At 74.9% G+C, this 24271-nt stretch carries 23 protein-coding genes; 8 read left to right on the top strand and 15 right to left on the bottom strand.

All coding sequences use genetic code 11. The features are described from left to right. Window positions 1-46 precede the first annotated feature (46 nt). Window positions 47-541: a VOC family protein gene (locus ACPYO6_RS05370; RefSeq protein ID WP_425713866.1), complete on the top strand. Its 495-nt coding sequence runs from the start codon at window positions 47-49 to the stop codon at window positions 539-541. A gap of 84 nt (window positions 542-625) precedes the next feature. Here the strand turns inward: ACPYO6_RS05370 and ACPYO6_RS05365 are convergent, their stop codons facing one another. The 6 genes from ACPYO6_RS05365 to ACPYO6_RS05340 form a co-directional block, all read right to left on the bottom strand. Further along, complete coding sequence (locus ACPYO6_RS05365; protein ID WP_425713865.1) at window positions 626-1075, bottom strand: TA system VapC family ribonuclease toxin; 450 nt, start codon at window positions 1073-1075, stop codon at window positions 626-628. Continuing rightward, entirely contained in the window at window positions 1072-1326 is a 255-nt protein-coding gene (locus tag ACPYO6_RS05360; RefSeq protein WP_425713864.1) for a CopG family transcriptional regulator, read from the bottom strand. The genes ACPYO6_RS05365 and ACPYO6_RS05360 overlap by 4 nt, the downstream gene beginning before the upstream one ends. A 90-nt stretch (window positions 1327-1416) precedes the next feature. After that, window positions 1417-2859: an adenylosuccinate lyase gene (gene purB / locus ACPYO6_RS05355; RefSeq protein ID WP_425713863.1), complete on the bottom strand. Its 1443-nt coding sequence runs from the start codon at window positions 2857-2859 to the stop codon at window positions 1417-1419. A 14-nt stretch (window positions 2860-2873) separates the two neighbouring features. Next, on the bottom strand, window positions 2874-3560 hold the full coding sequence (locus tag ACPYO6_RS05350) for a GntR family transcriptional regulator (RefSeq protein WP_425713862.1): 687 nt from the start codon (window positions 3558-3560) through the stop codon (window positions 2874-2876). Then, window positions 3547-4299, bottom strand: a complete 753-nt coding sequence (locus tag ACPYO6_RS05345; RefSeq protein ID WP_425713861.1) for a maleate cis-trans isomerase family protein — start codon at window positions 4297-4299, stop codon at window positions 3547-3549. The genes ACPYO6_RS05350 and ACPYO6_RS05345 overlap by 14 nt, the downstream gene beginning before the upstream one ends. After that, on the bottom strand, window positions 4296-5114 hold the full coding sequence (locus tag ACPYO6_RS05340) for a maleate cis-trans isomerase family protein (protein ID WP_425713860.1): 819 nt from the start codon (window positions 5112-5114) through the stop codon (window positions 4296-4298). The genes ACPYO6_RS05345 and ACPYO6_RS05340 overlap by 4 nt, the downstream gene beginning before the upstream one ends. A gap of 73 nt (window positions 5115-5187) precedes the next feature. On the opposite strand from ACPYO6_RS05340, the gene ACPYO6_RS05335 reads away from it, so the two are divergent. Together ACPYO6_RS05335 and ACPYO6_RS05330 are read left to right on the top strand one after the other, a co-directional pair. Then, window positions 5188-6168 carry a D-2-hydroxyacid dehydrogenase gene (locus ACPYO6_RS05335; RefSeq protein ID WP_425713859.1) on the top strand — a complete coding sequence of 327 codons (981 nt, stop codon included), beginning with the start codon at window positions 5188-5190 and terminating at the stop codon, window positions 6166-6168. A 1-nt stretch (window position 6169) separates the two neighbouring features. After that, complete coding sequence (locus ACPYO6_RS05330) at window positions 6170-7540, top strand: amidase (RefSeq protein ID WP_425713858.1); 1371 nt, start codon at window positions 6170-6172, stop codon at window positions 7538-7540. Between the two features lie 22 nt (window positions 7541-7562). On the opposite strand, the gene ACPYO6_RS05325 is transcribed toward ACPYO6_RS05330, so the two are convergent. Continuing rightward, window positions 7563-8057 (bottom strand): DUF3830 family protein, encoded by a 495-nt coding sequence (locus ACPYO6_RS05325; RefSeq protein WP_425713857.1) that lies wholly within the window; start codon window positions 8055-8057, stop codon window positions 7563-7565. A gap of 4 nt (window positions 8058-8061) precedes the next feature. Beyond that, window positions 8062-9303 carry an aspartate aminotransferase family protein gene (locus ACPYO6_RS05320; RefSeq protein WP_425713856.1) on the bottom strand — a complete coding sequence of 414 codons (1242 nt, stop codon included), beginning with the start codon at window positions 9301-9303 and terminating at the stop codon, window positions 8062-8064. A gap of 219 nt (window positions 9304-9522) precedes the next feature. Between ACPYO6_RS05320 and ACPYO6_RS05315 the strand changes: the two genes are divergently transcribed. Further along, window positions 9523-10986, top strand: coding sequence for an NAD-dependent succinate-semialdehyde dehydrogenase (locus tag ACPYO6_RS05315; protein WP_425713855.1), 1464 nt, complete (start codon window positions 9523-9525; stop codon window positions 10984-10986). A gap of 150 nt (window positions 10987-11136) precedes the next feature. On the opposite strand, the gene ACPYO6_RS05310 is transcribed toward ACPYO6_RS05315, so the two are convergent. After that, window positions 11137-12444 (bottom strand): Glu/Leu/Phe/Val dehydrogenase dimerization domain-containing protein, encoded by a 1308-nt coding sequence (locus tag ACPYO6_RS05310; protein ID WP_425713854.1) that lies wholly within the window; start codon window positions 12442-12444, stop codon window positions 11137-11139. A gap of 271 nt (window positions 12445-12715) precedes the next feature. Between ACPYO6_RS05310 and ACPYO6_RS05305 the strand changes: the two genes are divergently transcribed. Continuing rightward, window positions 12716-13639: a LysR family transcriptional regulator gene (locus ACPYO6_RS05305; protein ID WP_425713853.1), complete on the top strand. Its 924-nt coding sequence runs from the start codon at window positions 12716-12718 to the stop codon at window positions 13637-13639. A 22-nt stretch (window positions 13640-13661) separates the two neighbouring features. On the opposite strand, the gene hemL is transcribed toward ACPYO6_RS05305, so the two are convergent. The 6 genes from hemL to hemE form a co-directional block, all read right to left on the bottom strand. After that, window positions 13662-15092, bottom strand: coding sequence for a glutamate-1-semialdehyde 2,1-aminomutase (gene hemL, locus ACPYO6_RS05300; RefSeq protein ID WP_425713852.1), 1431 nt, complete (start codon window positions 15090-15092; stop codon window positions 13662-13664). A gap of 8 nt (window positions 15093-15100) precedes the next feature. Further along, window positions 15101-16084: a porphobilinogen synthase gene (gene hemB / locus ACPYO6_RS05295; protein WP_425713851.1), complete on the bottom strand. Its 984-nt coding sequence runs from the start codon at window positions 16082-16084 to the stop codon at window positions 15101-15103. Continuing rightward, window positions 16081-17112, bottom strand: coding sequence for a uroporphyrinogen-III synthase (locus tag ACPYO6_RS05290; protein WP_425713850.1), 1032 nt, complete (start codon window positions 17110-17112; stop codon window positions 16081-16083). Before ACPYO6_RS05290 ends, hemB begins: the two co-directional genes overlap by 4 nt. Next, window positions 17109-18059 carry a hydroxymethylbilane synthase gene (gene hemC / locus ACPYO6_RS05285; RefSeq protein WP_425713849.1) on the bottom strand — a complete coding sequence of 317 codons (951 nt, stop codon included), beginning with the start codon at window positions 18057-18059 and terminating at the stop codon, window positions 17109-17111. The genes ACPYO6_RS05290 and hemC overlap by 4 nt, the downstream gene beginning before the upstream one ends. Before the next feature lie 306 nt (window positions 18060-18365). Continuing rightward, complete coding sequence (locus ACPYO6_RS05280) at window positions 18366-19841, bottom strand: protoporphyrinogen/coproporphyrinogen oxidase (RefSeq protein ID WP_425713848.1); 1476 nt, start codon at window positions 19839-19841, stop codon at window positions 18366-18368. After that, the gene (gene hemE, locus ACPYO6_RS05275) at window positions 19838-20905 is read right to left on the bottom strand and encodes a uroporphyrinogen decarboxylase (protein WP_425713847.1); all 1068 of its coding nucleotides are present in this window, start codon (window positions 20903-20905) and stop codon (window positions 19838-19840) included. Before hemE ends, ACPYO6_RS05280 begins: the two co-directional genes overlap by 4 nt. A gap of 58 nt (window positions 20906-20963) precedes the next feature. Between hemE and ACPYO6_RS05270 the strand changes: the two genes are divergently transcribed. From ACPYO6_RS05270 to hemQ, 3 genes are read left to right on the top strand one after another with little or no spacing between them, the layout of a single operon-like run. Further along, window positions 20964-22322: a glutamyl-tRNA reductase gene (locus tag ACPYO6_RS05270; protein ID WP_425713846.1), complete on the top strand. Its 1359-nt coding sequence runs from the start codon at window positions 20964-20966 to the stop codon at window positions 22320-22322. Then, window positions 22319-23536, top strand: a complete 1218-nt coding sequence (locus tag ACPYO6_RS05265) for a ferrochelatase (RefSeq protein ID WP_425713845.1) — start codon at window positions 22319-22321, stop codon at window positions 23534-23536. Before ACPYO6_RS05270 ends, ACPYO6_RS05265 begins: the two co-directional genes overlap by 4 nt. After that, window positions 23533-24255: a hydrogen peroxide-dependent heme synthase gene (gene hemQ / locus ACPYO6_RS05260; protein WP_425713844.1), complete on the top strand. Its 723-nt coding sequence runs from the start codon at window positions 23533-23535 to the stop codon at window positions 24253-24255. Before ACPYO6_RS05265 ends, hemQ begins: the two co-directional genes overlap by 4 nt. Window positions 24256-24271 lie beyond the last annotated feature (16 nt).

Here is a 24271-nt window from a genome sequence, read left to right as displayed (position 1 = left end):
ACCGTCGCCTCGACCACAGGACCTCACCGACGACGAGGAGTGCACCATGAACCGCCCGAGCACCGTTCCCGACGGCTACCACACCGTCACGCCCTGGATCATCGGACAGGACACCGCCGGCCTCATCGACTTCCTCGTCGAATCCTTCGACGCGACCGAGCTGGGCCGGACGACGACCGACGACGGCGGGATCGCCCACGCGGAGGTCCGGATCGGTGACTCGGTGGTGCTGATGTTCGACCAGCCTGACTGGCCGCCGACCCCAGGATTCCTCCGGCTCTACGTGAGCGACATCGAGCAGGTCCACGACCGCGCGCTCGCAGCCGGAGCACTGTCGGTGACCCGACCGACCCAGCTGTTCTGGGGCGATATGGCGGCACGCGTGCGTGACCCGTTCGGCAACCTGTACTGGTTGATGGAACGGATCGAGGAGGTCGACGAGGACGAGATGGCACGCCGGGCCGCCGACCCGGAGTTCGTCGCGAACATGGAGTACGTGCAGGGCGCGCTCGTCCATCCCGGCCAGGGCCAGTCGGACTGAGTTCGCGAGGGGCGCTCGGGGGAACTGAGCGCGGTCAGCCCTCGGCGTCCTCGAACCGGGTCAGTGCAACCGTGTGCGGCACCGTCAGTCGGCCGAACGCTTCGACCCGGCGAGCGGATTGATCACGGCGAGTCCGTCAAAACGATGAAAGTCGGCGTCGTTGGACGCGACGGTCGCGCCTTCGAGCGTCGCGTGCGCGGCGATCTGGGCGTCGGTGGTGAGGTTCCCGCCCGCGCCGGACCCGGCGAGCAGGTCGAGACTCTCCTCGACGTGGCGACGGTCCGAGCTGAGGAGTCGGACGTGGGGCTGGTCGAGCCACGACCGGACGACCGCGCTCGCCGCCGGGACGCGCATCGGGCGCTCCGTCAGGCGCGACGACGTCGCGAGGCGGACGAACCCCATCGCCACGACGGGCGGGATGCCCACCATGTCGTCGCCCGACAGGACGTTCTCCCACCAGCCCCGCGCCTCGGCGTGGCGATCGAACCCGTCGATGTGCGCGTAGAGCAGCAGGTTGAGGTCGGGGACGATCACCGGGCGGGCTCCGGGGAGTGTGCGTCATCGGTGTCGATCTCGTCGACGAGCTGGTTGAGCCGCCCGGCGTCGATGCCGGTGCGGATCGCGGAATGGTGGACGTCCACCGTGTAGGGCCGGGCCACTGGCGGCGGAGCGAGGGCGGCGCGCAGCGCGTCGTTGACGACCTCCTTCATCGAGCGCCGGTCACGGTGCACGGCCTCGTCGACGAGGCGGGCGACGTCGTCGTCGAGAGTGAGCGTGGTGCGCATGTGCTCATCATGACTGCATGTGGATCATGCATCAAGATGCACGCTTGTCAGAGGTGGCGGCGCCGTGCCCGCGCGGGGATCGGCCCGCGGTCAGCCCTCGGCGTCGATCGTGCGCGCGAGCTGCGAGGACAGGCCCGTGTACGTGGCCGGCGTGAGGTCCGCGAGGCGCGCCTCGACGTCGGCGGGCAGGCCGAGCGACCCGATGAACTTGCGCATCGCGGGGCCGTCGACCTTCCGGCCCCGCGTGAGCTCCTTGAGCCGCTCGTAGGGGTCCTCCATGCCGGTCGCACCGGCGATCGACGCTGCGCGCATCGCCTGTTGGACCGCCTCGCCGAGGACCTCCCACGCGCCGTCGAGGTCGCGGGCCATCGCCTCGGCGTCGACGTCGAGACCCGCGAGCCCGCGCCGGACGTTGTCGATCGCGAGCAGAGAGTGGCCGAGCGCCGTGCCGATGTTGCGCTGCGTCGTCGAGTCCGTGAGGTCGCGCTGCAGGCGCGAGGTGACGAGCGTCGAGGCGAGGGTGTCGAGCAGGGCGCAGCTGATCTCGAGGTTGGCCTCGGCGTTCTCGAACCGGATCGGGTTGACCTTGTGCGGCATCGTCGACGAGCCCGTCGAGCCCTGCGCGGACAGGCGCTGCGTGAAGTACCCGAGCGAGATGTACGTCCACACGTCGGTGGCGAGGTTGTGCAGGATCCGGTTGAACCGGGCGACGTCGGAGTAGAGCTCCGCCTGCCAGTCGTGCGCCTCGATCTGCGTGGTCAGCGGGTTGAACGACAGGCCGAGCCCGGTGACGAAGCGCTCCGCGACCGCCGGCCAGTCGGTGCCCGGGACCGCGACGCTGTGCGCGCCGTAGGTCCCCGTCGCGCCGTTGATCTTGCCGCGGTACTCGGTGGAGGCGACCCGGTCGAGCTGGCGGCGCAGGCGCGCGACCGTCACGGCCAGCTCCTTGCCGAGCGTCACCGGCGTGGCCGTCTGCCCGTGCGTGCGGGCGAGCATGGGGACGTCGGCCTGGGCCAGCGCCATCTCGGCGAGCTGGTCGGTCACCGCGGTGGCGGCGGGCAGCCACACGTCGACGATCGCGGCGCGAACCGTCAGCGCGTAGGACAGGTTGTTGACGTCCTCCGACGTGCAGAAGATGTGGACGATCTCGTGCGCGCCCGGCAGCGAGGTCTCCGCGCCGAGGGCGTCGGCCGCCTCGTCGAGCCGGCGCTTGAGCAGGTACTCCACGGCCTTGACGTCGTGCCGCGTCTCGGCCTCGATGGCGGCGTGCTCCGCGATCTCGTCGGCGCCGAAGGAGTCCACGAGGCCGCGCAGGTAGGCGCGCTCGGCGTCGGTGAGCGCGGGGGCGCCGGGCAGGGCGCCGGTGTCGCACAGGTGGACGAGCCACTCGACCTCGACGTGCAGGCGGGCCCGGTTGAGCGCGGCCTCGCTCAGGTGGTCCGCCAGCGGCGCGACGACCGACCGGTACCTCCCGTCGAGCGCCCCGAGAGCGATGGGCGGGGTGATCGTCGAGAGGTCGGTGCGCGCCGTCATGGGGCGATTCTCCCTCAGGCCGGGGCGCGCTTGTCCACGAGCCGGGAGACCGCGTCGGCCATGTGCTCGAGCATGAGGGCCTTCGTCCGGGCGGTGTCACCGGAGCGGATCGCCTCGCGCAGCGTCTCGTGCTCGCTCGCCTGCGTGCGCAGGTCGGCGTAGGTGGTGACGAGCTCGCCGAGGCACATGCGGGTCTCGACGAGCAGCGTGCGCATCGCCCGGATGAGCCGTGGACTCCCGGAGCACTCGACGAGGACCTCGTGGAACTCCTGGTCGGCGTCGGACACCGCGGAGGCGTCGCCGCGCTCGGCGGCCGCGCGCATCGCCGCCACGCTCGGGCCCAGTGCCCGGTACGTCTCCTCGCGGCCGGAGGCGGCGGGTGTCTCGTCGTCGAGGATGAGCTCGACGGCCCCGCGTTCGATGACCGACCGGGTGCGGTAGACGTCGAGGACGTCGTCCAGCGTGAGCTCGGTGACGAAGACGCCGCGGTTGCGCACGGCGTGAAGGATTCCCTCGGACACGAGCCGCTGGAGGGCCTCGCGGACCGGGCCGCGCGAGACCTCGAACCGCGTGGCGAGCTCCGCCTCGCCGAGCTGCTCGCCGGGCGCGAGCTCGCCGCGCATGATCGCGGCGCGCAGCTCCTCGGCGAGGTAGTCGACCGTGGACGGCGGTCGGGACGGGCGCAGGTCAGTCAGCGGCACGGGGCCTCCGTTCGTCGAGCAGGGCACCGAGCGACGGGCCGGTGCCCGGGTGGCCGGCCAGGCGCAGCCCCAGCCAGATTGTCACCTGGTTGGCCGTGAGCACCGGCTTGCCCAGGCGGGACTCGAGCCGCGGGAGGACCTCCAGGGTCCGCATCGCGGTGTCGGGGACGAGGAGCGCCTCGGCCCCCGGGTGGTCGTGGGCGGCGGCGAGGTCCTCGACCGCGTCGGCCGCGAGCGTGCCCACCTCGGCGGCGGTGGCGATCCCGGCGTGCGCGGCCGCGACGACCTCGATCCCCGCGTCGCGCAGGTAGGTGGTGAACAGGTCAGCGACGTCGGCCGGATAGGTGGCCGCCACCGCCACCCGCCGGATCCCCAGGTCCCGCAGGGCGGCGACGAAGGCGAGAGACGTGCTCGACGTCGGAACCCCCGTGGCGGTGGCCAGCTCGTCGACCTGCCGCTGGGCGCCGGCCCTCCCGCGCACGAAGCTCCCCGACGTGCACGCCCACATCACCGAGCCGGGCCGGCGCGGGGCGAGCGCGGCGGCGCCGGTGGCGAGGAGGTCGGGGCGGCCGAGGTCGAGCAGCTCGGGGACCGCGTGGAGGTCGGTGCCGTGGACGTGGGCCACGGGGAACGAGGCGCCGAGCAGCTCCGCCGCGCGCGGGTACTCGTCCTCGGCGGCGTGGCCCGGGTAGATGATCCCGACGGTCGGTGACCCGTGTGGCGTCGATGGGGCGCTCATGCCGGGACCTCGCCGTCTGCCGCAGCGCCGCGGTACGCCGCCGTGCCACCGCCTGCCGCCTCACCCGCGGCTCCGTCGTCGAACACGCCGCGCAGCCACCGGCCCGGCCCCGTCATCTGCAGGCCCATCCGGCCCAGGCACGCCCACATCGTCAGCTGGTTCGCCGTGAGCACGGGCTTGCCGAGTCGCTCCTCGAGCGGGTCGACGATGTCGTAGGTCGGCAGGTTGGTGCAGGCCACGACGACGGCGTCCGCGTCGTCGTGGTCCGCCCCCGTGATCCGCTCGGCGACCGTGCGGTAGTTGACCTTCCAGATGCCGCCGCCGAGCCCCAGGTGGTCGGAGCGCACCACCGCGACGCCCAGCTCGCCGAGGAAGTCGTGCAGCCGGTCGGTGAGCGCGGCGTCGTACGGGGTGAGGACCGAGACCCGGCGGAGGTCGAGCGCGCGGACGGCGGTGGCGAGCGCGCCGGAGGTGGTGACGGCGTCGGGCGCCCCGGCCTCGAGGACGGCCGCGCGCAGCCGGGCCTCGTGGGCGAGCCCGTGGATGAAGCTGCCGGACATGCACAGGTAGGCGACGACCTCCGGCTCGACGCCGAGGACGTCCCGGGTGGCCGCGCGCAGGTGCCGCTCCTCGGACACGAGCTCGGCCATCTCGAGGCTGACGGGGACCGGCTCGTAGGGCGTGCGGGCCAGGTGGAGGCTGACCTCGAGCGGCACCCACCGCCACAGCTCGCGCTCGAGGGCGAGGTCGAACGGCGCGATGACGCCGATGCCGCGCTGGGCGAGCGGACCCTCGATGTCGGGCAGCTCCGCCATCGTGCCTCGCTCTCGCACCGACGCAGATCGTCAGATTGTTGACAACAATAGGTGGCGTTCCTAGGTTGTCAACGTGCCCACCCGCCCCGTCGTCGCCGTCCTGCACGACGGCGATCCGCCGTCGCAGGACGCCCTCGCCCCGGTCCTCGAGCGCGCCGAGGTGCGCATGGCCGACGAGGCCGGCCTGGCCGCCGCCCTCGACGGCGCCGAGGTGATGTACGCCTACCACTTCCTCAGCCGCGTCATGCCCGAGGTGTGGCACGCGGCCGGGTCGCTGCGGTGGCTGCACGTGGCCGCCGCCGGGGTGGACGCCCTGCTCACGCCCGAGGTGGCGGCGAGCGACGTGGTCGTCACCAACTCCCGCGGCATCTTCGACGCGTCGATCGCCGAGTACGTCCTCGGCCAGGTCCTCGCCTTCGCCAAGGACCTCCCCGGCTCGGTGCGCCGCCAGGACGCCCACACCTGGGAGCACCGCGAGAGCGACATGGTCGCCGGCAGCCGCGCCCTGGTCATCGGCACCGGGCCCATCGGCCGGTCGATCGCGCGACTCCTGCGCGCCGCCGGCGTCGAGGTCTCCGGCTCCGGCCGCCGCGCGCGCACCGGCGATCCCGACCTCGGGGACGTCACCGACGCCGACGGGCTGCCCGCCGCCCTCGCCGCCGCCGACTGGGTCGTCCTCGCCGCACCCCTGACCCCGGCCACCCGCGGGATGATCGACGCCGCGGCGTTGTCCTCGATGAAGCCGACCGCCCGGCTCGTCAACGTGGGGCGCGGCGAGCTCGTCCGCACCGACGACCTGGTGACCGCCCTGCGGGAGGGGACGATCGCCGGGGCCGCGCTCGACGTCGTCGACCCCGAGCCCCTGCCCGCCGGGCACCCCCTGTGGGACCTGCCCGGCGCGATCATCACCCCGCACAACAGCGGGGACTTCCGCGGCTGGCGCGACGCGCTCACCCACCTGTTCGCGGACAACTTCCTCCGGTGGACGGCGGGCGAGCCGCTGCCGGGCGTGGTCGACAAGTCCCGGGGGTACGTGCCCGGCGAGGGGAGCTGACGTGGAACCCACCGAGATGACGGCGGCGGAGCTCGTGACGGCCTACGGGTCGGGCGAGCTCTCGCCGGTCGAGGCCACGCGGGCCGTGCTCGCCCGGATCGAGGAGCGTGACGGCGAGCTGAACGCCTTCAGCCTCGTCGACGCCGACGCCGCCCTCGAGCAGGCCGCCGCCTCCGAGGAGCGCTGGCGCTCCGGGCACACCCAGGGCCTGCTCGACGGCGTGCCCGTCTCGATCAAGGACATCTTCCTCACCGCCGGCTGGCCCACCCTGCGCGGCTCAAGCGCGGTGGACCCGGACCGGGAGTGGACCGTCGATGCACCCGCCGTCAAGCGGGTCAGGGCCGACGGCATGGTGCTCGTGGGCCAGACGACCTCGCCCGAGATCGCGTGGAAGGCCGTGACGGACAGCCCCCTGCGCGGCATCACGCGCAACCCCGTGGACCCCCGCACGACGGCGGGCGGCTCCTCGGGCGGTGCGGCCGCCGCGGTCGCCGCCGGCATGGGGCCCTGCTCGCTCGGGACGGACGGCGGCGGATCGGTCCGCATCCCCGCCTCGTTCTGCGGCGTCGTGGCCCTCAAGCCCACCCACGGGCGGGTGCCGATGTACCCGGCCAGCCCGTTCGCGCCCCTCGCGCACGCCGGGCCGATCACGCGCACGGTCGAGGACACGGCGCTGCTCATGGATATCCTCTCGCTGCCCGACCATCGGGACCCCACCTCCCTCGCCCCGCCCGTGCGGACCTTCCGCGGCGAGCTCGACCGCGACGTGGCCGGCCTGCACGTGGCGTACTCGCGCGACCTGGGCTTCGCCGACGTGGACCCCGAGGTCGCGCGGGTCGTCGACGAGGCCGTGGCGGCGCTCGGCCGCGCCGGCCTGCACGTGACCGCCGCCGACCCCGGGTTCCCCGACCCGATCGACGCCTTCGAGGACCTGTGGGCCGCCGGCGCCGCGACCCTCCTGCGGACGATGCCCGGCGCCCGCGAGACGGTCGACCCCGGGCTCGGGAAGGTGTGGGACCACGGCGAGACCCTCAGCGCCGTCCAGCTCCTCCAGGCGCGGGGTGTCGCCGCCGCCGTCGGCATCGCCATGGGCGAGTTCCACGAGACGCACAACCTGCTGCTCACCCCGACGATGCCGATCGCCGCGTTCGAGGCCGGCCACGACGTGCCGCCGGGCAGCGGGCTGAGCAGCTGGCCGCAGTGGACCCCGTTCACCTACCCGTTCAACATGACCGGGCAGCCGGCGCTGAGCGTGCCCGTCGGCGAGACCGCGGCCGGGCTGCCCGTGGGCCTGCAGATCGTGGGGCCGCGCCACTCCGACGACCTCGTGCTCGCCGCGGGCCGGTTCGTCGAGCGGGTGCTCGGACGGTAGGGCTGTCTGGTCGACCCGGCGCCTACGCCCGCGCGAACGAGAGGCGCTCGCCGGCGAACCCGTGCCGCCACAGGTCGTTGCACGCCGCCGCCATCTCCGCCAGCCCCTCGACGACGGTGGCGAAGACGTTGCCCGGCACCCACCCGACGTCGCCGTTGAGCAGCAGGTTGTTGCGGTCGTAGAAGAGCGCGAGGTCGGTGGCGCCGAGCTCGGCGTGGGCGGCCGATCCCGGCTCGTACCCGTAGGCGGGGTTGCCGATCTCCCAGGGTTCGAAGTCGAACAGGCACACGTCGCCCGGGATCGGGGTGACGGTCGGGTTCTCGCGGCGCGGGGCGGCGGCGATCCGCGGCAGCAGCGCGTAGACCTCGTTGCGCGCGAACTTGGCGTGGAAGGCGTCGCCGGACAGCGGCAGCGCGTCCCACACGGCGGCGCACGTGGCGGGTGCGTCGTCGTCGAGGAGCCGTGCCCGGCACGCGACCCCGCGCGACTCGAGCGTGATGGTGACGTGCCGGACCACGGTGTCAGACCTCCGCGAGGACCTCGGCCCAGATGCCGAGCGCCTCGTCCACCTGTGCCTCGGTGACGACGAGCGGCGGGATCATCCGGACGACGTTCATGTGGGCGCCGCAGGTGAGCATGAGCAGCCCCTTGGTCGCGGCCAGCTTCTGCGCGGCGGCCGCCTTCGCGGTGTCGGGCCCGCCGTCGGCCGTGACGAACTCCGAGCCGACGAGCAGGCCGAGCCCGCGCACGTCCCCGACCGCGTCCGTCGCGGCCGCGCGCACGCCGTCCAGCAGCTGCGTCCCGCGCTCGGCGGCGTTGGCCACGAGTCCCTCGTCCTGGATGACGTCGAGGGTGGCGACCGCCGCCGCGCACGCCACCGCGTTCCCGCCGTAGGTGCCGCCCTGCGAGCCCGGCCACGCCTTCGACATCAGCTCGGTCGACGCCGCGATGCCCGAGAGCGGGAAGCCGGAGGCGAGGCCCTTGGCGATCGTCATGACGTCCGGGCGCACGTCGAAGTGCTCGTGCCCGAAGAACCGGCCCGTGCGGCCGAAGCCGGTCTGGATCTCGTCGAGCACGAGGAGGATGCCGTGCTCGTCCGCCCGCTCGCGCAGCCCCTGGAAGAATCGCGTGTTCCCGGGGATGTACCCGCCCTCGCCGAGCACGGGCTCGACGACGAACGCCGCCGTCTCGCGGGGCGACGTGACGGTCGCGAACAGGTAGTCGAGCTCCCGCAGCGCGAAGTCGGTCGCCTCCTCCTCGGTCCACCCCCACCGGTAGGCGGTGGGGAACGGGGCGATGTGCACGCCGGCCATGAGCGGGCTGAAGCCGGCGGAGAACCGGGTGCCCGAGGTCGTCATCGACGCCGCCGCGACCGTCCGCCCGTGGAAGCCCCCGTGGAACACGACGACGTTCGGCCGCCCCGTGGCCTGCCGCGCGAGGCGGAGCGAGGCCTCGACGGCCTCGCTGCCGGAGTTGGCGAAGAACAGGGAGTCGAGGCCCTCGGGCAGGACCTCGCCGAGCCGCTCGGTCAGCTCGAGCAGGGGGCGGTGCATGACGGTCGTGTACTGGCCGTGGATGAGCGAGCCCACCTGCTCCTGCGCCGCGGCGACGACGCGCGGGTGGCAGTGCCCCGTGCTCGTCACGCCGATGCCGGCGGTGAAGTCGAGGTAGCGGCGGCCGTCGGAGTCGAACAGCTCGCTCCCGCGGCCGTGGTCGACGACGACCGGGGTCGCCTGGCGCAGGTGCGGTGACAGCGTCGTCATGGAGGACCTCCGTCGAATCATTGTCGGATTGTCGACAATACTTCTATGCTGGGTCGACGGCAAGGAGCGCGCGGGAGCAGACTCGAGGGGCGCGCCGGCTGGCGCGGTGCCCGATCGCGGGTGGCGCACCGGGCGGCACGCCGTTCGTCGTCGGGCCGGCATGCGCGGCTCGCTCGCCCGGTCGTCCGCACCATCCACCCAGGAGCACGGGAGGCACCAGTGACCACCCACGACGAGGCCGCGGCCATCGCGTCCGTCCCCACCGGACTGTTCATCGGAGGCAAGTGGCGCGACGCCGCCCGCACGATGCCGGTCGACGACCCCTCCACCGGGAAGGTGCTCTGCGAGGTGGCAGACGCGAGTCCGGAGGAGGCGATGGCCGCCCTCGACGCCGCCGCCGACGCGCAGGCCGCCTGGGCCGCCACGCCGCCCCGTGAGCGCAGCGAGATCCTCTCCCGCGCCTACGCCCTGCTGATCGAGCAGACCGACCGGCTCGCCCTGGTGATGACCCTCGAGATGGGCAAGCCGCTTCCCGAGGCCCGCGGCGAGATCGCCTACGCGGCGGAGTTCCTGCGCTGGTTCGCCGAGGAGGCCGTCCGCATCGATGGCGGGTACATGACCTCGCCCAACGGGCAGGCGCGGTTCCTCGTCAGTCGCCAGCCGGTGGGGCCGAGCATCCTCATCACCCCGTGGAACTTCCCCATGGCCATGGGCACCCGCAAGATCGCCCCCGCGATCGCCGCCGGGTGCACGAGCATCATCAAGCCGGCCGCGCAGACGCCGCTGTCCACGCTCGCGCTCGTCGAGATCCTCGCGGAGGCCGGGCTGCCCGCCGGCGTCGTCAACGTCGTCACCACGAGTGCCTCCGACGACGTGATGACGCCGCTCATCCTCGACCCCCGCTCGCGCAAGCTCTCGTTCACCGGGTCGACCCCGGTGGGCAAGCACCTGCTCGGCCTCGCCGCGCAGACCGTCATGCGCACGTCGATGGAGCTCGGCGGCAACGCGCCGTTCCTCGTGTTCGAGGACGCGGACCTCGACGCCGCCGTCGAGGGGGCGATGGCCGCCAAGATGCGCAACATCGGCCAGGCCTGCACCGCGGCCAACCGGTTCTACGTCCACCGCTCGGTCGCCGAGGAGTTCTCGCGGCGGCTCGCCGAGCGGATGGGGGCGCTGCCGATGGGGCGGGGCGTGGACGAGGGGGTCGTCGTCGGGCCGCTCGTGGACCAGCGGGCCGTCGACAAGGTCGGCACACTGGTCGACGACGCCGTGCGCCGCGGCGCCACCGTGCGCACCGGCGGCGAGGTCGACGGGCGCGACGGCTACTTCTACCCCGCGACCGTGCTCACGGGCGTGCCGGCCGACGCCGAGATGGGGAGCACCGAGATCTTCGGCCCGGTCGCCGCGATCACCGAGTTCGACACCGAGGCGGAGGCGGTGGCGCTCGCCAACGACACGCCCTTCGGCCTCGTCTCCTACGCCTACACGCGCGACCTCGACCGGGGGCTGCGGGTGAGCGACGCCCTCGAGGCGGGGATGGTGGGTATCAACCAGGGCGTGGTCTCCAACCCCGCGGCGCCGTTCGGCGGGATCAAGGAGTCCGGGCTCGGCCGCGAGGGCGGGCTCGTCGGGATCGACGAGTTCCTCGAGACCAAGTACACCGGCATACCCGTCACGCGGTAGGGCGCCGCGCCGCGCCGCGCCCTCGCGAGGGGCGGGGGCGCGGGCCGCGGGCACGACGACGAGCCGGCCCCGCCGCGGCGGCCTCACGTGGGGCCGGAGCGGCGGAGCCGGCTCGACCGGCCTTCGTCGTCGTGGCGTGCGGACCGCGGGCTACGGGATGACGACCTGCGCCGAGTCGCCGACCGCGATCCGGTGCTCCTCGGCGATCACCAGGGCGACCTCGCGGGGCGTGGCCCCGGTGCGGCGCGACTGCTCGAGCAGGGTGCCCACGAGGGTGCGCATCTCGCGGCGCAGCCGCCTGAGCGAGTCGGCGGGGTCCGGCCCGACCATCCCGAGCAGCAGCCACCACGCGCAGGTGGCCGCGCCGGCGTTGGCCACGAAGTCCGGAACGACCGGCACGTGGCGGGCGGCGAGCATCGGCTCCGCCTCGGGCACCACGGCGGCGTTCGCGGCCTCGACGACGACGCGGGCGTTGACCTCGTCCGCGTTGTGCGTCCCGATCGCGTAGGAGACGGCCGCCGGCACGAGGACGTCGACGTGCATGCGGAGCACGGCGTCGCGCGGGAGCTGCTCGACGTCGTCCGGCACGCGGGTGCGGTCGATCTCGCCGTAGGCGTCGCGGAGCGCGAGCAGCGCCGGGACGTCGAGGCCGCCGGGGTGGTAGAGCGTCCCGGCGGCGTCGGCCAGCGCCACGACGTGCGCGCCGGCCTCGTGCAGGTACCAGGCCGTGCCGCCGCCCATCGTGCCGACGCCCTGGACGGCCACCGTCGTGGTCCCGCCCGGCCCCGGGCCGAGCGCGCGGACGGCCGCGAGGCAGGCCTGCGCCACGCCGTAGCCGCCGATCATGTCGCCGAGGTGCAGGCCCTCGGAGACCGGGGCGTCGATGGCCGCGCGGACGCGGCGGTAGGTCGCCGCAGGGTCGGCCGCGCGGCGGATCGCGGCGCCGTAGGAGTGGATGAGGCCGAGGCGGTCGAACACGGCGTCGAGCCGGTGCTGGTCCACGCCGAGGTCGTCGGCCGTGACCCAGTGCGAGTCGAGCCAGGGCCGCATCGCGTCGTAGAAGCGCTCGAGAACGCCCTCGGCGCGCGGGTCCTTCGGGTCGAGGTCGATGCCGCCCTTCGCGCCGCCGACGGGGATCCCGAACGTCGACGTCTTGAGTGACATGCCGCGGGCCAGGTCCCCGACCTCGCGCATCGTGCAGCCGGCGCGCATCCGGGTGCCGCCCGTGGCGAGCCCGGACAGGAGGGTGTCCACGACGAGGTAGCCGTGGACGCCGGTCACCGGGTCCACCCAGGTCAGCTTCTGGTAGGGCTCGTGGGGCCGGGGCGGCGCAGGCGCGAGCGGGGTGCCGGGAAGCGCGTCGGAGACGCCGTGCTGTGCGCCGAGCGGGCTGGGCAGTGCGCCGCCGTGCCGGGCCGAGATCGGGGTTCCCTGCCGGGGGTCGTCGATGGTGGTCATCGCGGTCCGCCTCCTCACTTCCGTTCGTGGATGTCCGCCCAGAGTGAGTCCGGGGCGGATCGGGCGTCCATCAACGGTTCGTGCACGGTGGCGTGCAGGTTTCCTGCATGTTCACCTCCCCGGCTCAGGGGCGGTGCCGTGGGACTGTGCGGGGCATCTGTGCGCCGGCGGGGTTCCGCGGACCGGCACGGGCACCTGTGGACGAACGCGCGGGTGACGGAGATGTTCGTCGTCGGGCACGTCTCGGGGTGGGCGCCCTACGCTGGCGAGCGTGGAGGTCTCTCTGCGACGACTGCGGATGCTCCGTGAGCTGCGCCGACGCGGCACGGTCACGGCGGTCGCCGATGCCCTGCACTACAGCGCGTCCGGGGTCTCGCAGCAGCTCGCGCAGCTCGAGCGGGAGGTGGGGGCCACGCTCGTCGAGCGGCACGGGCGGCGCGTCCAGCTGACCGAGCTGGGCCTCCTGCTCACCGACCACGCCGACGACATCCTCGACGCGGTCGAGCGCGCGACGACCGCTCTCGAGAGCGCCCAGGGCGGCGTGACGGCGCGGCTGACGGTCGGCGTGTGGGCGTCGGTGGCCGCGGGGCTGCTGCCGTCGGCGCTCGCGGCCCTCGCCGCGGCCCACCCGGGGATCGAGGTGCGTTCGGTCGAGCTCGTCCCGGAGGACACGGCCGGCGCGGTGAGCGACGGCTCGCTCGACCTCTCGTTCGTCATCGACTACTCGGACTACCCGATGGCGCGCGACCCGGGGCTCACGGTGGTCCCGGTGGCGGTCGAGCGGCTCCAGGCCGCGGTGCCGGCGGGGACGTTCACCGCCCCGACGGTGGCGCTCGCCGCGCTGGCCGACCAGCCGTGGATCCTCGCCGGCCGTCGCTCGCACTTCGGCAGCGCGGTGCGCATCGCCTGCCACCGCAGCGGCTTCGAGCCCGCGGCCCGGCACGAGGTGGAGGAGCAGGCAACGGCGTTGGCCATGGTCGCGGGCGGGCTTGGTGTCACTCTGGTGTCGGACCTCGCGACCTTCCAGGTCCCGGACGGCGTCGACATCGTGCCGCTGACCGAGCCCGTCATGCGCACCGTGTCGATCGCCTACCGCACGACGACGACGCGCCGCCCCTCCCTCGAGCTCGTCATCGACGCGGTGCGGACGGCCGCCTCGGAGAAGGGGCTGGGCGCGAGCGGGTCGCTGCCGTGAGGCGGGTGGTCGGGTCCGTGCGTCAGGCCGGGGGGTCGGCGTCCGCCGCCGCGCGGGCCGCGGCGGGCAGGGCGTCGAGGATCCGGGCGAGGGCGTCGTCGTCGTGGGCGGCGGTGAGGAACCACGCCTCGAACGCGCTCGGCGGCAGGAGGACGCCGGAGGCGGCCATCGAGCGGAAGAAGGCCGGGTACCGCCACGTCTCGGAGGCCTTGGCGCCCGCGTAGTCCCGCACGCCGCCCGCCGCGTCCTCCCCGAGGAACACGGAGAAGAGGTTGCCGGCACGGCTGACCAGGTGGGGCAGTCCGGCGGCATCGAGCGCCTCGCCCGCCGCGCGCGCGACCGTCTCGGCGGCGGCGTCGACCGCGGCGTAGACGTCGGCGTCCGCGAGGCGCAAGGTGGCCAGGCCCGCGGCGGTGGCGAGCGGGTTCCCGGACAGCGTGCCCGCCTGGTAGACGGGGCCGCTCGGTGCGAGCTCGTCCATGATCGCGGCCGGCCCGCCGAGCGCCGCCAGCGGCATCCCGCCGCCGAGGACCTTTCCGAAGGTGAGCAGGTCCGGCGCCCATCCCTCGCTCGCACCCTCGAGCCCCCACCAGCCGGCGGGGCCCACGCGGAAGCCGGTGAGCACCTCGTCGAGGATGAGTAGTACGCCGTGGCGGGTGGTGAGCTCCCGCAGCGCGCGGTTGTACCCGGGCCCTGGGGCGACGACGCCCATGTTCGCCGCCGCGCCCTCGACGATGACGGCTGCGATGCGTTCGCCGTGCTCGGCGAACACCGCCTCCGCCGCAGCGAGGTCGTTGTAGGGGACGACCACCGTGCGGGCGGCGATCTCGTCCGGCACGCCGGGCGTTCCGGGGATGCCGAGCGTGGCCACACCGGAGCCGGCGTCGACGAGGAGGGAGTCGGAGTGCCCGTGGTAGTGCCCGGCCACCTTGACGATCAGCGGCCGGCCGGTGACGCCGCGGGCGAGTCGGACGGCGGTCATCGTGGCCTCGGTGCCGGAGCTGACGAACCGGACGCGCTCGGCGGGCGCGACCCGCCCGGTCACGGCCTCGGCGAGCTCGGTCTCGGCGACGGTCGGCGCGCCGAAGGAGAGTCCCGACGACGCCGCCTCCCGCACGGCCTCGACCACCTCCGGGTGCGCGTGGCCGAGCAGTGCCGGGCCCCACGACGCGACGAGGTCGACGTACTCGCGTCCGTCGACGTCGGTGACGTACGCGCCGCGCGCCGAGGCGAGGAAGCGGGGCGTCCCGCCCACCGAGCCGTACGCGCGGACGGGGGAGTCGACGCCGCCGGGGATCGCCACGCGCGCCGCCGCGAAAGCGGCCTCGCTCGCGGGGCCGGCGGACCAGGCGGCCGACGTGGAGGGCGTCGAGCCGATAGCCGTGCCCGTACCCGCGACGGGCACGTGTGGCGTCGACGGATCGTCGTTGGTCGAACCTGTCACCTGCGTCATCGCCTCGTTCACCTCTCTCGCAGCCAGCCGGCCGCCTCGGTCGCCCAGTACGTCGCCACGATCCCCGCGCCCGCGCGCCGGATCGACAGCAGGGTCTCGAGGATCGTCCTGCGCCGGTCGATCCAGCCGCGCTCGGCGGCCGCCTCGACCATCGCCATCTCGCCGGACACGTGGTACGCCGCGACGGGGACGTCGACGGCCTCGGCCACGTCGCCCAGCACGTCGAGGTAGAGGGTGGCCGGCTTGACCATGACGACGTCGGCCCCCTCCTCGACGTCGAGCAGCGTCTCGCGCAGCCCCTCCCGGCGGTTGGCCGGATCCATCTGGTAGGTCGTCCGGTCGCCCGTCAGCTGCGAGTCGACGGCCTCGCGGAACGGCCCGTACATCGCGGAGGCGTACTTCGCCGCGTAGGCGAGGGTGCCGGTGGCGTGGTGCCCGGCGTCGTCGAGCGCCTCGCGCACCGCCTGGACCTGGCCGTCCATCATCCCGGACAGCCCGAGCAGGGTGGCGCCGGCCTCGGCCTGCGCGAGGGCCATCTCGGCGTAGCGCTCGAGCGTGGCGTCGTTGTCGACCGTCCCGTCGGACGCGAGGACGCCGCAGTGCCCGTGGTCCGTGAACTCGTCGAGGCACAGGTCGGAGACGACGACCATCGACTCCCCGACCTCCTCGCGCAGGAGCCGCAACCCGACGTTGGCGATGCCGTCCGGGTCGGTCGCCGCCGTGCCGGTCGCGTCGTGGGTGGCCGGCACGCCGAAGAGCATGACGCCCCCGACGCCGGCCTCCGCCGCCTCCGCCGCCGCCCGTCGGAGGGAGTCGGGCGTGTGCTGGAGGACGCCCGGCATCGAGCCGATCTGCTGCGGCTCGGTCAGGCCCTCGCGCAGGAACACGGGCAGGACGAGGTCGGCCGGGTCCATGCGGGTCTCGGCGACCAGGCGCCGCAGCGCGGGCGAGGTGCGCAGCCGGCGGGGCCGGGTGCTCGGGAAGCTGGTCATCGTGTCCTCCGTGGTGGTGCGGTGAGGTTCGGGGTCGCGCGGATCGCGAGCGCGGACGTGACCGCGTCGACGATCCCGTCGGGCGTGGGGGAGGGGGCAGTCGCGGCGTTGACGAGGCCGGCTGCGTCGATCGCCGCGGCCGTCGTCGGGCCGATCGCGACGAGGCGTGTCGTGGCGGGAGGCGTGCCCGCGGCGTCGACGAGCGCGCGCAGGGTGGACGGTGAGGTGACGACGACCGCGTCCGGCCACGGGGTGGCTGCGGCCGTCGTCGCGGCGGGATCGGCGGGAACGGTCGTGTAGACGGGGACCGCGTCGACGGCCCACCCGGCGGCGCGCAGCCGGTCGGCGGTCGACGGGTCGGCCAGCGCGCTCGCCGGCAGAAGGACACGGGGCTGGGCGGGAGACGCGTCCGGCGCGTCGGCCGCGTCGGGTGCGTCGGGCGCAACCACCGCGTCGGGCCCGGAGCCGGACGGGGTCGGCGCGGGACCGATGGCCCCGACGAGCGCGGCCGCCGTGCCGTCCGGCGACTCGAGGTCGACCGGGACGCCGACCCGCGCAAGTGCGGCGGTCGTCGCGGGACCGACGGAGCCGACCCGGGTGCCGGTCGCGCGCGCGGTGGCGACGGCTGTCGGCCACGTGCGGGGGCCCGGACCGTCGTCGGCACCGGGACCGTGGTCGGAGCCGCCGAAGCTGTCGACCCCGATGAGACCGTCGACCGTGTCGACCGCGTCGACCGCGTCGACCGCGCCGACTACGCCGAGCCGGACGTCCGCGAGCCGCGCCACAGTCCGCGCAGAGGTGACGAGGACCCAGTCGGCACCGGCGGGGTCGAGCAGGGTGGGGTCGGCGTCGAGGGGCTCGGAGCGCGTGACGCGCACCGCTGCGACGTCGGCGCCCGCCGACCGGAGTGCCTCGGCGATCGGGTCGTCGCCGATCCGGGGGACGAGCACGCGGAGCCCCACGAGTGCCCCGTGGTCGGGAAGGTCGGTGCGGGGAGCGCCGGGCGGGTCAGCTGCGGGACCTGTCACGCGGTGTCCATGAGGTCGCCGGCGCCGGCGATGAGGAGCTCGTCGGCGAGGTCGCGGCCGAGGCCGGCGGCGAGCTCGGTGTCCGCCGGGTCGAGCGAGCGGCCGCCTGAGCGCCGCAGGTGGAGCGCGCCGTCGGGGCGGGAGACGAGGGCGTCGAGGGCGAGCCGGTCGCCGTCGAGCGTGGCGAGAGCGCCGACGGGCGCGGCGCACCCGGCCTCGAGCCGGCCGAGCAGGGTGCGCTCGGCGACGACTGCCGCGGCCGAGGGCGCGTGGTGGACGGCCCGCAGGGCGGCGGCCAGTCCGGGCAGCTCGGAGTCGACGTCGTCCCGGGTCTCGACGGCGAGGGCCCCCTGCCCGGGCGCCGGGAGGAATGTCGGGGGGCCGAGGATGTCCGTCGCCCGGTCCTCGAGGCCGAGCCGCCGGAGCCCGGACAGCGCGAGCACCACCGCGTCGAGGTCGTTCTCAGTGCGGGCGAGGCGGGTGGGCACGTTGCCGCGGATGTCGACGATCGTCAGGTCCGGGCGGGTGATGAGGAGGAGGGCGGCCCGGCGCGGCGACCCGGTGCCGACGCGGGCTCCCGGGGGCAGCGTGGCGAGGGTGTGGCCGTCGCGCGCGCACAGGGCGTCCCGGGGGTCCTCGCGCGGAGGGACGGCGGCGATCGTCAGTCCGGGGTGCGGGGCGGTCGGCAGGTCCTTGAGGGAGTGGACGACCACGTCGACCTCGCCGTCGAGGAGCGCCGCCCTCAGGGCGCCGGCGAAGACGCCCGTGCCGCCGAGGGAGGACAGCGGGGCGGTGGAGACGTCACCCTCGGTGCGCACGACGACGAGATCGAGCTCGCCGGCGCCCGCGGCCGTCAGCGCGTCGGCGACCTGACGGGACTGCGTGCGGGCGAGGTCGGAGCCACGCGTGCCCAGGCGCCAGAGGTGGCCGGTGGTGGCGGAGGTCATGCCGACATTCTCGCACCGACCGCCGTCGAGAACGATTCGAATATGCAAGCGAGGCATGACACAAATGCATGAATCGGACATCTGTGAAATCGACCTGACAACGCGTCACTACCATTTGTCGAATATGACGACAAGTCGTCATGTCGTTTGTGGGGAAGCGCATGTTCCGTCGTTGCGTAACGGAGGTAGGTCACATGATGTGCGCAACAGCGCGGGGTGCGGTGCGGCGCAGTGCGGTGCGGTGCGGCGTGGGCCGCGCGTGACGGGGCTCGTGCGTGGCGCGGGTCGCGCGTGGTGCGACGCGGCTCAGACGAGACGCGAGGCCAGCCGTCGGGCGTGGGCGACGACCGCCGGGAGGCCCGTCCCGGCGACCCAGGCCCCGGCGAGGTGGAGGTCGCGCTCCGCCGCCGTCGCCGCGAGGTCCGCGACGGCCTCGCGGGTGTCCGGGGTCTGCGGCGCGAGGGCACCGCCGTGGGAGATCGGTGCCGAGGCGAGCAGCCGACCGGGATCGAGGTCGACGCCCAGCAGGGCGGCGGCGTCGGCGAGGGCCTCGTCGACGCCCGGCACGAACGGCTCCTCGCCCGGTCGCCCGTAGGAGAGCCGCACGGCGTGCCGGCCGCCGAGCGCCGCCGCCACCCACGGCCACTTCGCGCTCGAGTGGGTGAGCGCCTTCGCCCGCACGGGGCGTCCGCCCGGCGCCGCCCCCTCCCCGACGATGACGCCCGACCCGCGCGGCGCCCCGTCGAGCTCCGACGCGTCGAGGACGAGGGTGCGGTGCTCCACCGGTGCGCCGGGCGCGAGCCGGATCCCCTGCGCTGCGGGGAGCTCGGGACGGGCGAGCCGCAGGGCCTCCGGCCCGGGCACGGCGAGCACCACCTCCCGCACGCGCAGGGTGGTCCGGTCGCTGCCGCCGGTCGCGCCGGCGTCCGCGGCGCCCTCCGGGATCCCGACGAGCCAGGCGTCGCCGTCCCGTGCGAGGCGCTCGGCGCGGACCGCCGTGCGGATCTCGGCGCCGGCTGCCCCGGCCGCGCGGGCGAGCGCGGCGGGGAGCAGGTGCATCCCGCCACGGACGGTGGCGACGGCGGGACCCTCGTCGACCAGCGACCCGACGGCGCCGGTCAGCGTCCCGTGCGAGGCCAGGGCCGCGCGCAGGCCGGGTGCCACGACGTCGATCGAGAGCTGCGCCGGGTCGGCGGCGTGCAGGGCGCCGGCGATCGGGCGGACGAGGAGCTCGAGGACGTCCTCCCCCAGCGCGTCCCGCACGAGGTCGGCGAGGGAGGCCGGACCGGGCAGGGCCCCGACCCGGTGCGCGGCGTCCGCCTCCGCCGCCAGCCGCGCCCGGCGCTCGCCGAGGATGCCGACGACGAGCGGGTGGGTGAGGTCCGAGGGGATCCCGAGCAGCGACCGCGGGGGCACGGGCCGCGCGGGGCCGGCTGCCGGCTGCACCCACGAGCCGGCCGCGGGTCGTTCGATCGTGAGTCCCAGGTCCTCGGCCAGCTCGATCGCCGCCGGCCGGCGCGTGCCCATGGCCTCTGCGCCGCCGTCGAGGACGACCGGACCACCGCGCGTCCCGCCGTCGAGCGGGTCCGGGTCGGCGGGGGGTTCGCCGTCGGACGGGGTGGTGAGGTCGAGGGCGAGCGGCGAGACGAGCCCCCCGACCCGGCCCGACGCCTCGACGAGGAGGACCGACCGGCCGGACCGGGCGACGTCGTGTGCGATCGTCAGGCCCGCGATGCCCGCCCCGACGACGGCGACGTCCCAGGACGGGCCGGCTCCGGTCACAGGGAGTGGACGAGCTCGACGACGCGCGTGAGGACGCCCGGGTCGGTGGTCGGCGGGACGCCGTGGCCGAGGTTGACGACGTGCGCGGGCGCGGCTCGGCCGGCCTCGACGACGGCGCGGACGTGGCGCTCGAGGACCTCCCACGGTGCGGTGAGCAGTGCGGGGTCGATGTTGCCCTGGAGCGGGACGCGGCCGCCGAGGCGGTCGTTCGCCACGTCGAGGCGGATGCGGTGGTCGACCCCGACGACCTCCGCGTGCCCGGCCATGACGGTGAGCAGCTCGGACGTGCCGGTGCCGAACGAGACGCGCGGGACCCGGCCGGCGACGTGGTCGAGCGCACGGGCGGAGTACGGGGCGGCCCGCTCGGTGTAGTCGTCGACGGACAGCGAGCCGGCCCAGGAGTCGAAGAGCTGGACGGCGCGGACCCCGGCGTCGACCTGCGCGGCGAGGAAAGCCCCGGTGAGGTCCGCGGTCCAGGTGAGGAGCTCGTCCCACGCCTTCGGGTCCGCGTGCATGAGCGCGCGCGCCGCGAGGTGGTCGCGCGACGGGCGGCCCTCGACCAGGTAGGCGGCGAGGGTGAACGGCGCGCCGCCGAAGCCGATGAGCGGGGTGTCGCCGGGGCGCTCGCCGGTGCCGAGCTCCTCGGTGACGGCGCGGACCGCGGCGGCGATCGGGGCGTGGTCACCGGGCTCGTGGGCGGTGAGGCGCGCGACGTCAGCCCGCGTGCGGACCGGTTCGGCGATGACCGGGCCGGTGCCGGGGACGATCTCGACCTCGACCCCCGCGAGCCGCAGCGGGACGACGATGTCCGAGAAGAGGATCGCCGCATCCACGCCGTGGCGCCGCACCGGCTGGCACGTGATCTCCGCGGCGAGGTCCGGGGTGAGGCAGGCGTCGAGCATCTCGGTGCCCGCGCGGACCTCCTTGTACTCGGGCAGCGACCGGCCGGCCTGGCGCATGAACCAGATCGGCAGACGGTCCGGCGTCCGTCCGGAATAGGCCGTCAGGAGGGCGGGCGCGGCGGGGGTCTCGGCGCCGACGGGGGCGGCCACGGAATTCGTCACCCCGCCATTGTGCACGGACCAGGAAATGCCACGGCGGCGGAATTGCTAGCCTGCAGCGGTGCCGCTCACCCTGCTTTCCGCCGATCACCACTCGGTGACGCTCGGGGACCTCGAGCGCCTCAGCGTGGGCGTCGAGTCCCTGCCGTCCCGGCTCGCCGGACACCCGGCGGTCGACGGCGCGGTCGTGCTGGCCACCTGCAACCGGGTCGAGCTCTACCTCGAGGCCGAGGACCCCGACGCCGCGCTCGACGCCGCCCGCGCCGCCCTGGCTACCGCCTCCGGTGTCGACGCCGCCGAGGTCGACGACCTCACCGGCCGCACCGACGGCCACGACGCCCTGCGCCACCTCTTCGAGGTCGCCAGCGGGCTCGATGCCATGGTGGTGGGCGAGCGCGAGATCGTCGGCCAGGTCCGCCGCGCGCTCGAGGGCGCCCGCGCCGCCGGCTCCACGACGCCTGCGCTCGAGGACGCGCTTCAGCGGGCGTCGCGGGCCTCGCGCCGCATCGCGGTGGACACCGACCTCGCCGCCGCCGGCCGCTCCGTGGTCGCTGTGGCGCTCGACCTCGCCGGCGCGGTCCACGAGCGCCCGGGCTGCCCCCGGGACGCCGAGCCGTGGACCCCGGAGTCCGGCGGTCCGCCGCGCGTCTCGTGGTCCGGCGGGCGCGCCCTCGTGGTCGGCACCGGCGCCTACGCAGGCGCGACCGTCGCCGCGCTGCGTCGCCGCGAGTGCACCGACATCGCCGTGTGGTCCGCCAGTGGACGCGCTCGCCGGTTCGCCGAGACCCAGGAGGTGCGGGAGGCCGGCGACCTCGCGGACGAGCTCGCGTCGGCGGACGTCGTCGTCGCCTGCCGCGGCACCGGCTCGGCGGTCCTCGACGCCGACGTGGTGTTGGCCGCGCTGGCGGCACGGCGGTCGGCAGGACGCGCGGCGCCGCTCGTCGTCGTCGACCTCGCCCTCCGGCACGACGTGACGACCGAGGCTGCTGCGCTGCCGGGCGTCGTCGTCGTCGATCTCGACACCGTCAAGGCGCACGCGCCCGCGGCGACCGACGGGCAGGTGCGACGCGCCCAGGAGGTGCTCGCCGAGGAGGTGCGCGCCGTGCTCGACACCCGCGCCGAGCGCGAGATGGACGACGTGGTGGTCGCCGTGCGCGACCGCGTCGGCTCCGCGTTGGAGGACGAGCTCACCCGACTTCCGATGGCGGGCACCGTCCCCGCCGACCAGGCGGCCCAGGCCCTCAGGCGCCTCGCCGCCCGCCTCGCCCACCCACCCACGGTCGCGGCCCGGGCGGCCGGCCGCGACGGCAGGGGCGAGGAGTTCGTCCGCGCGCTCGAGCTCGTCACCGGCATCTCGGTGACCGACGAGACCGCGGACGCCGGACCGGGCCGCCGACCCACGAGGAGGACCACGACGTGACCGTGACGACCGACCGACCGACGGCCGAGGAGCGGGACGACCTCGGCGCCGCGCCGCAGGCCGCGCCCCCCGTGACGGTCGGCGCGCTCGCGCCCTACGACGCCGTCCTGCTCATGTCCTTCGGCGGCCCCGAGAAGCCCGAGGAGGTCGTGCCGTTCCTGCGCCGCGTCACCGCCGGCCGCGGGATCCCGGACGAGCGGCTCGAGGAGGTCGGCGAGCACTACTACGCGTTCGGCGGGCGCAGTCCGATCAACGACCTCAACCGCGCGCTGCTCGAGGCGCTGCGCGCCGAGGTCGCCGCGCGCGGGCTCGACGTGCCCGTGGCGTGGGGCAACCGGAACTGGGACCCGGACGGCGTCGACGTGCTGCGCGAGCTCCACGACGCCGGTGCCCGCCGCGTGGCCATGGTCGCCACCTCGGCGTACGGCTCGTACTCGAGCTGCCGCCAGTACCGCCAGGACGTGGGGCGGTACGTCCCGCAGCTCGTGGCCGAGGGGCGCCCGCTGGTGGTCGACAAGGTGCGGCCGTACTTCAACGACCCGGGCTTCGTCTCGGCCAACGCCGACGCGGTCGAGGCCTCGATGCGCGAGCTCGGCGGGGAGCCGCACCTCATGTTCGTCACGCACTCCATCCCGACGACGATGGAGGTCGCCTCCGGGCGGGGGGCGGCCGCGACCTACGCCGAGCAGCACGAGGAGGTCGCGCGGCTCGTCGCCGCCGAGGTCGGGGAGCGGCTCGGGCGCGAGCTCGACTGGTCGCTCACCTACTGCTCCCGGTCCGGCGACCCGCGCACCCCGTGGCTCGAGCCCGACGTCAACGACGCCCTGCGGGAGCGCGCCGCGGGCGGCATGGACTCCGTGGTGCTCAGCCCGATCGGGTTCGTCTCCGACCACATGGAGGTCGTCTACGACCTCGACACCGAGGCCGCCGAGACCGCCGAGGAGCTCGGACTGTCCTTCGCCCGCGCGGCGACCGCCGGGACGTATGCCCAGTTCGTGTCCGGGCTTGTCGACCTTCTGCTCGACCGCGCCGCCGAGGCGCGGGGTGTCGAGGCGGGTGGTCCGGGGCGGCGCGGGGTCGTCGGCGACCTGCCCGCGTGGGACTCGGTGTGCGGCGTGGGGTGCTGCGCCGTCCGGGACGGTGTCGACGACGGCAGGCTCGCGCTGTGCGGGCAGCCGAACGACGTGGTGACACCGATCGAGGAGACGGCATGAGCGGCAGCGCGAACGACCTGAGCGAGCACGAGGCGGAGGCGCTCAACGAGACGGTGCGCTACACGATGTGGTCGGTGTTCGCGACCACGCAGCCGCTGCCGGCCGACGCCGCCGAGCGGGACGCCCTCGTGGCCGACGCCGAGCGTGCGGTGCGCGCGACCGGTGTCGAGGTGCGCGGCTGGTACGACGTGGCCGGCCTGCGGGCCGACGCCGACCTCATGGTCTGGTGGCACGCCGAGACGATCGAGGAGGTCCAGGCGGCGTACCACGCGCTGCGGGCGTCCGACCTGGGTGCGGCCCTCGAGCCCGTCTGGTCGGTCGTGGGCCTGCACCGGGCGGCGGAGTTCAACAGGCGCCACGTCCCGGCCTTCCTCGCCGGCGAGCCCGCGGGCGACTACATCTGCGTCTACCCGTTCGTGCGGTCCCTCGACTGGTACGTCCTGCCCGCCGAGGAGCGCTCCCGGATGCTGCGCGAGCACGGCATGGCCGCGCGCGACTACGCGGACGTGCGCGCCAACACCGTGTCCGCGTTCGCCCTCGGCGACTACGAGTGGATCCTCGCCTTCGAGGCGCCCGAGCTGCACCGGATCGTCGACGTGATGCGCGAGCTGCGCGGCGTCGACGCCCGCCTCCACGTCCGCGAGGAGACGCCGTTCTACACCGGGCCGCGGGTCGAGCTCACCGACTGGGCCGCGCGGCAGCCGCTCGCCGCGGACTGAGATCGAGAGAGTCTCT

This window comes from Georgenia sp. Z1344, from assembly GCF_049856295.1.
GTDB lineage: Bacteria > Actinomycetota > Actinomycetes > Actinomycetales > Actinomycetaceae > JB111.
The sequence above is the reverse complement of the archived record's forward strand: the minus strand, read 5'-3'. Positions and strand labels throughout refer to the sequence as shown.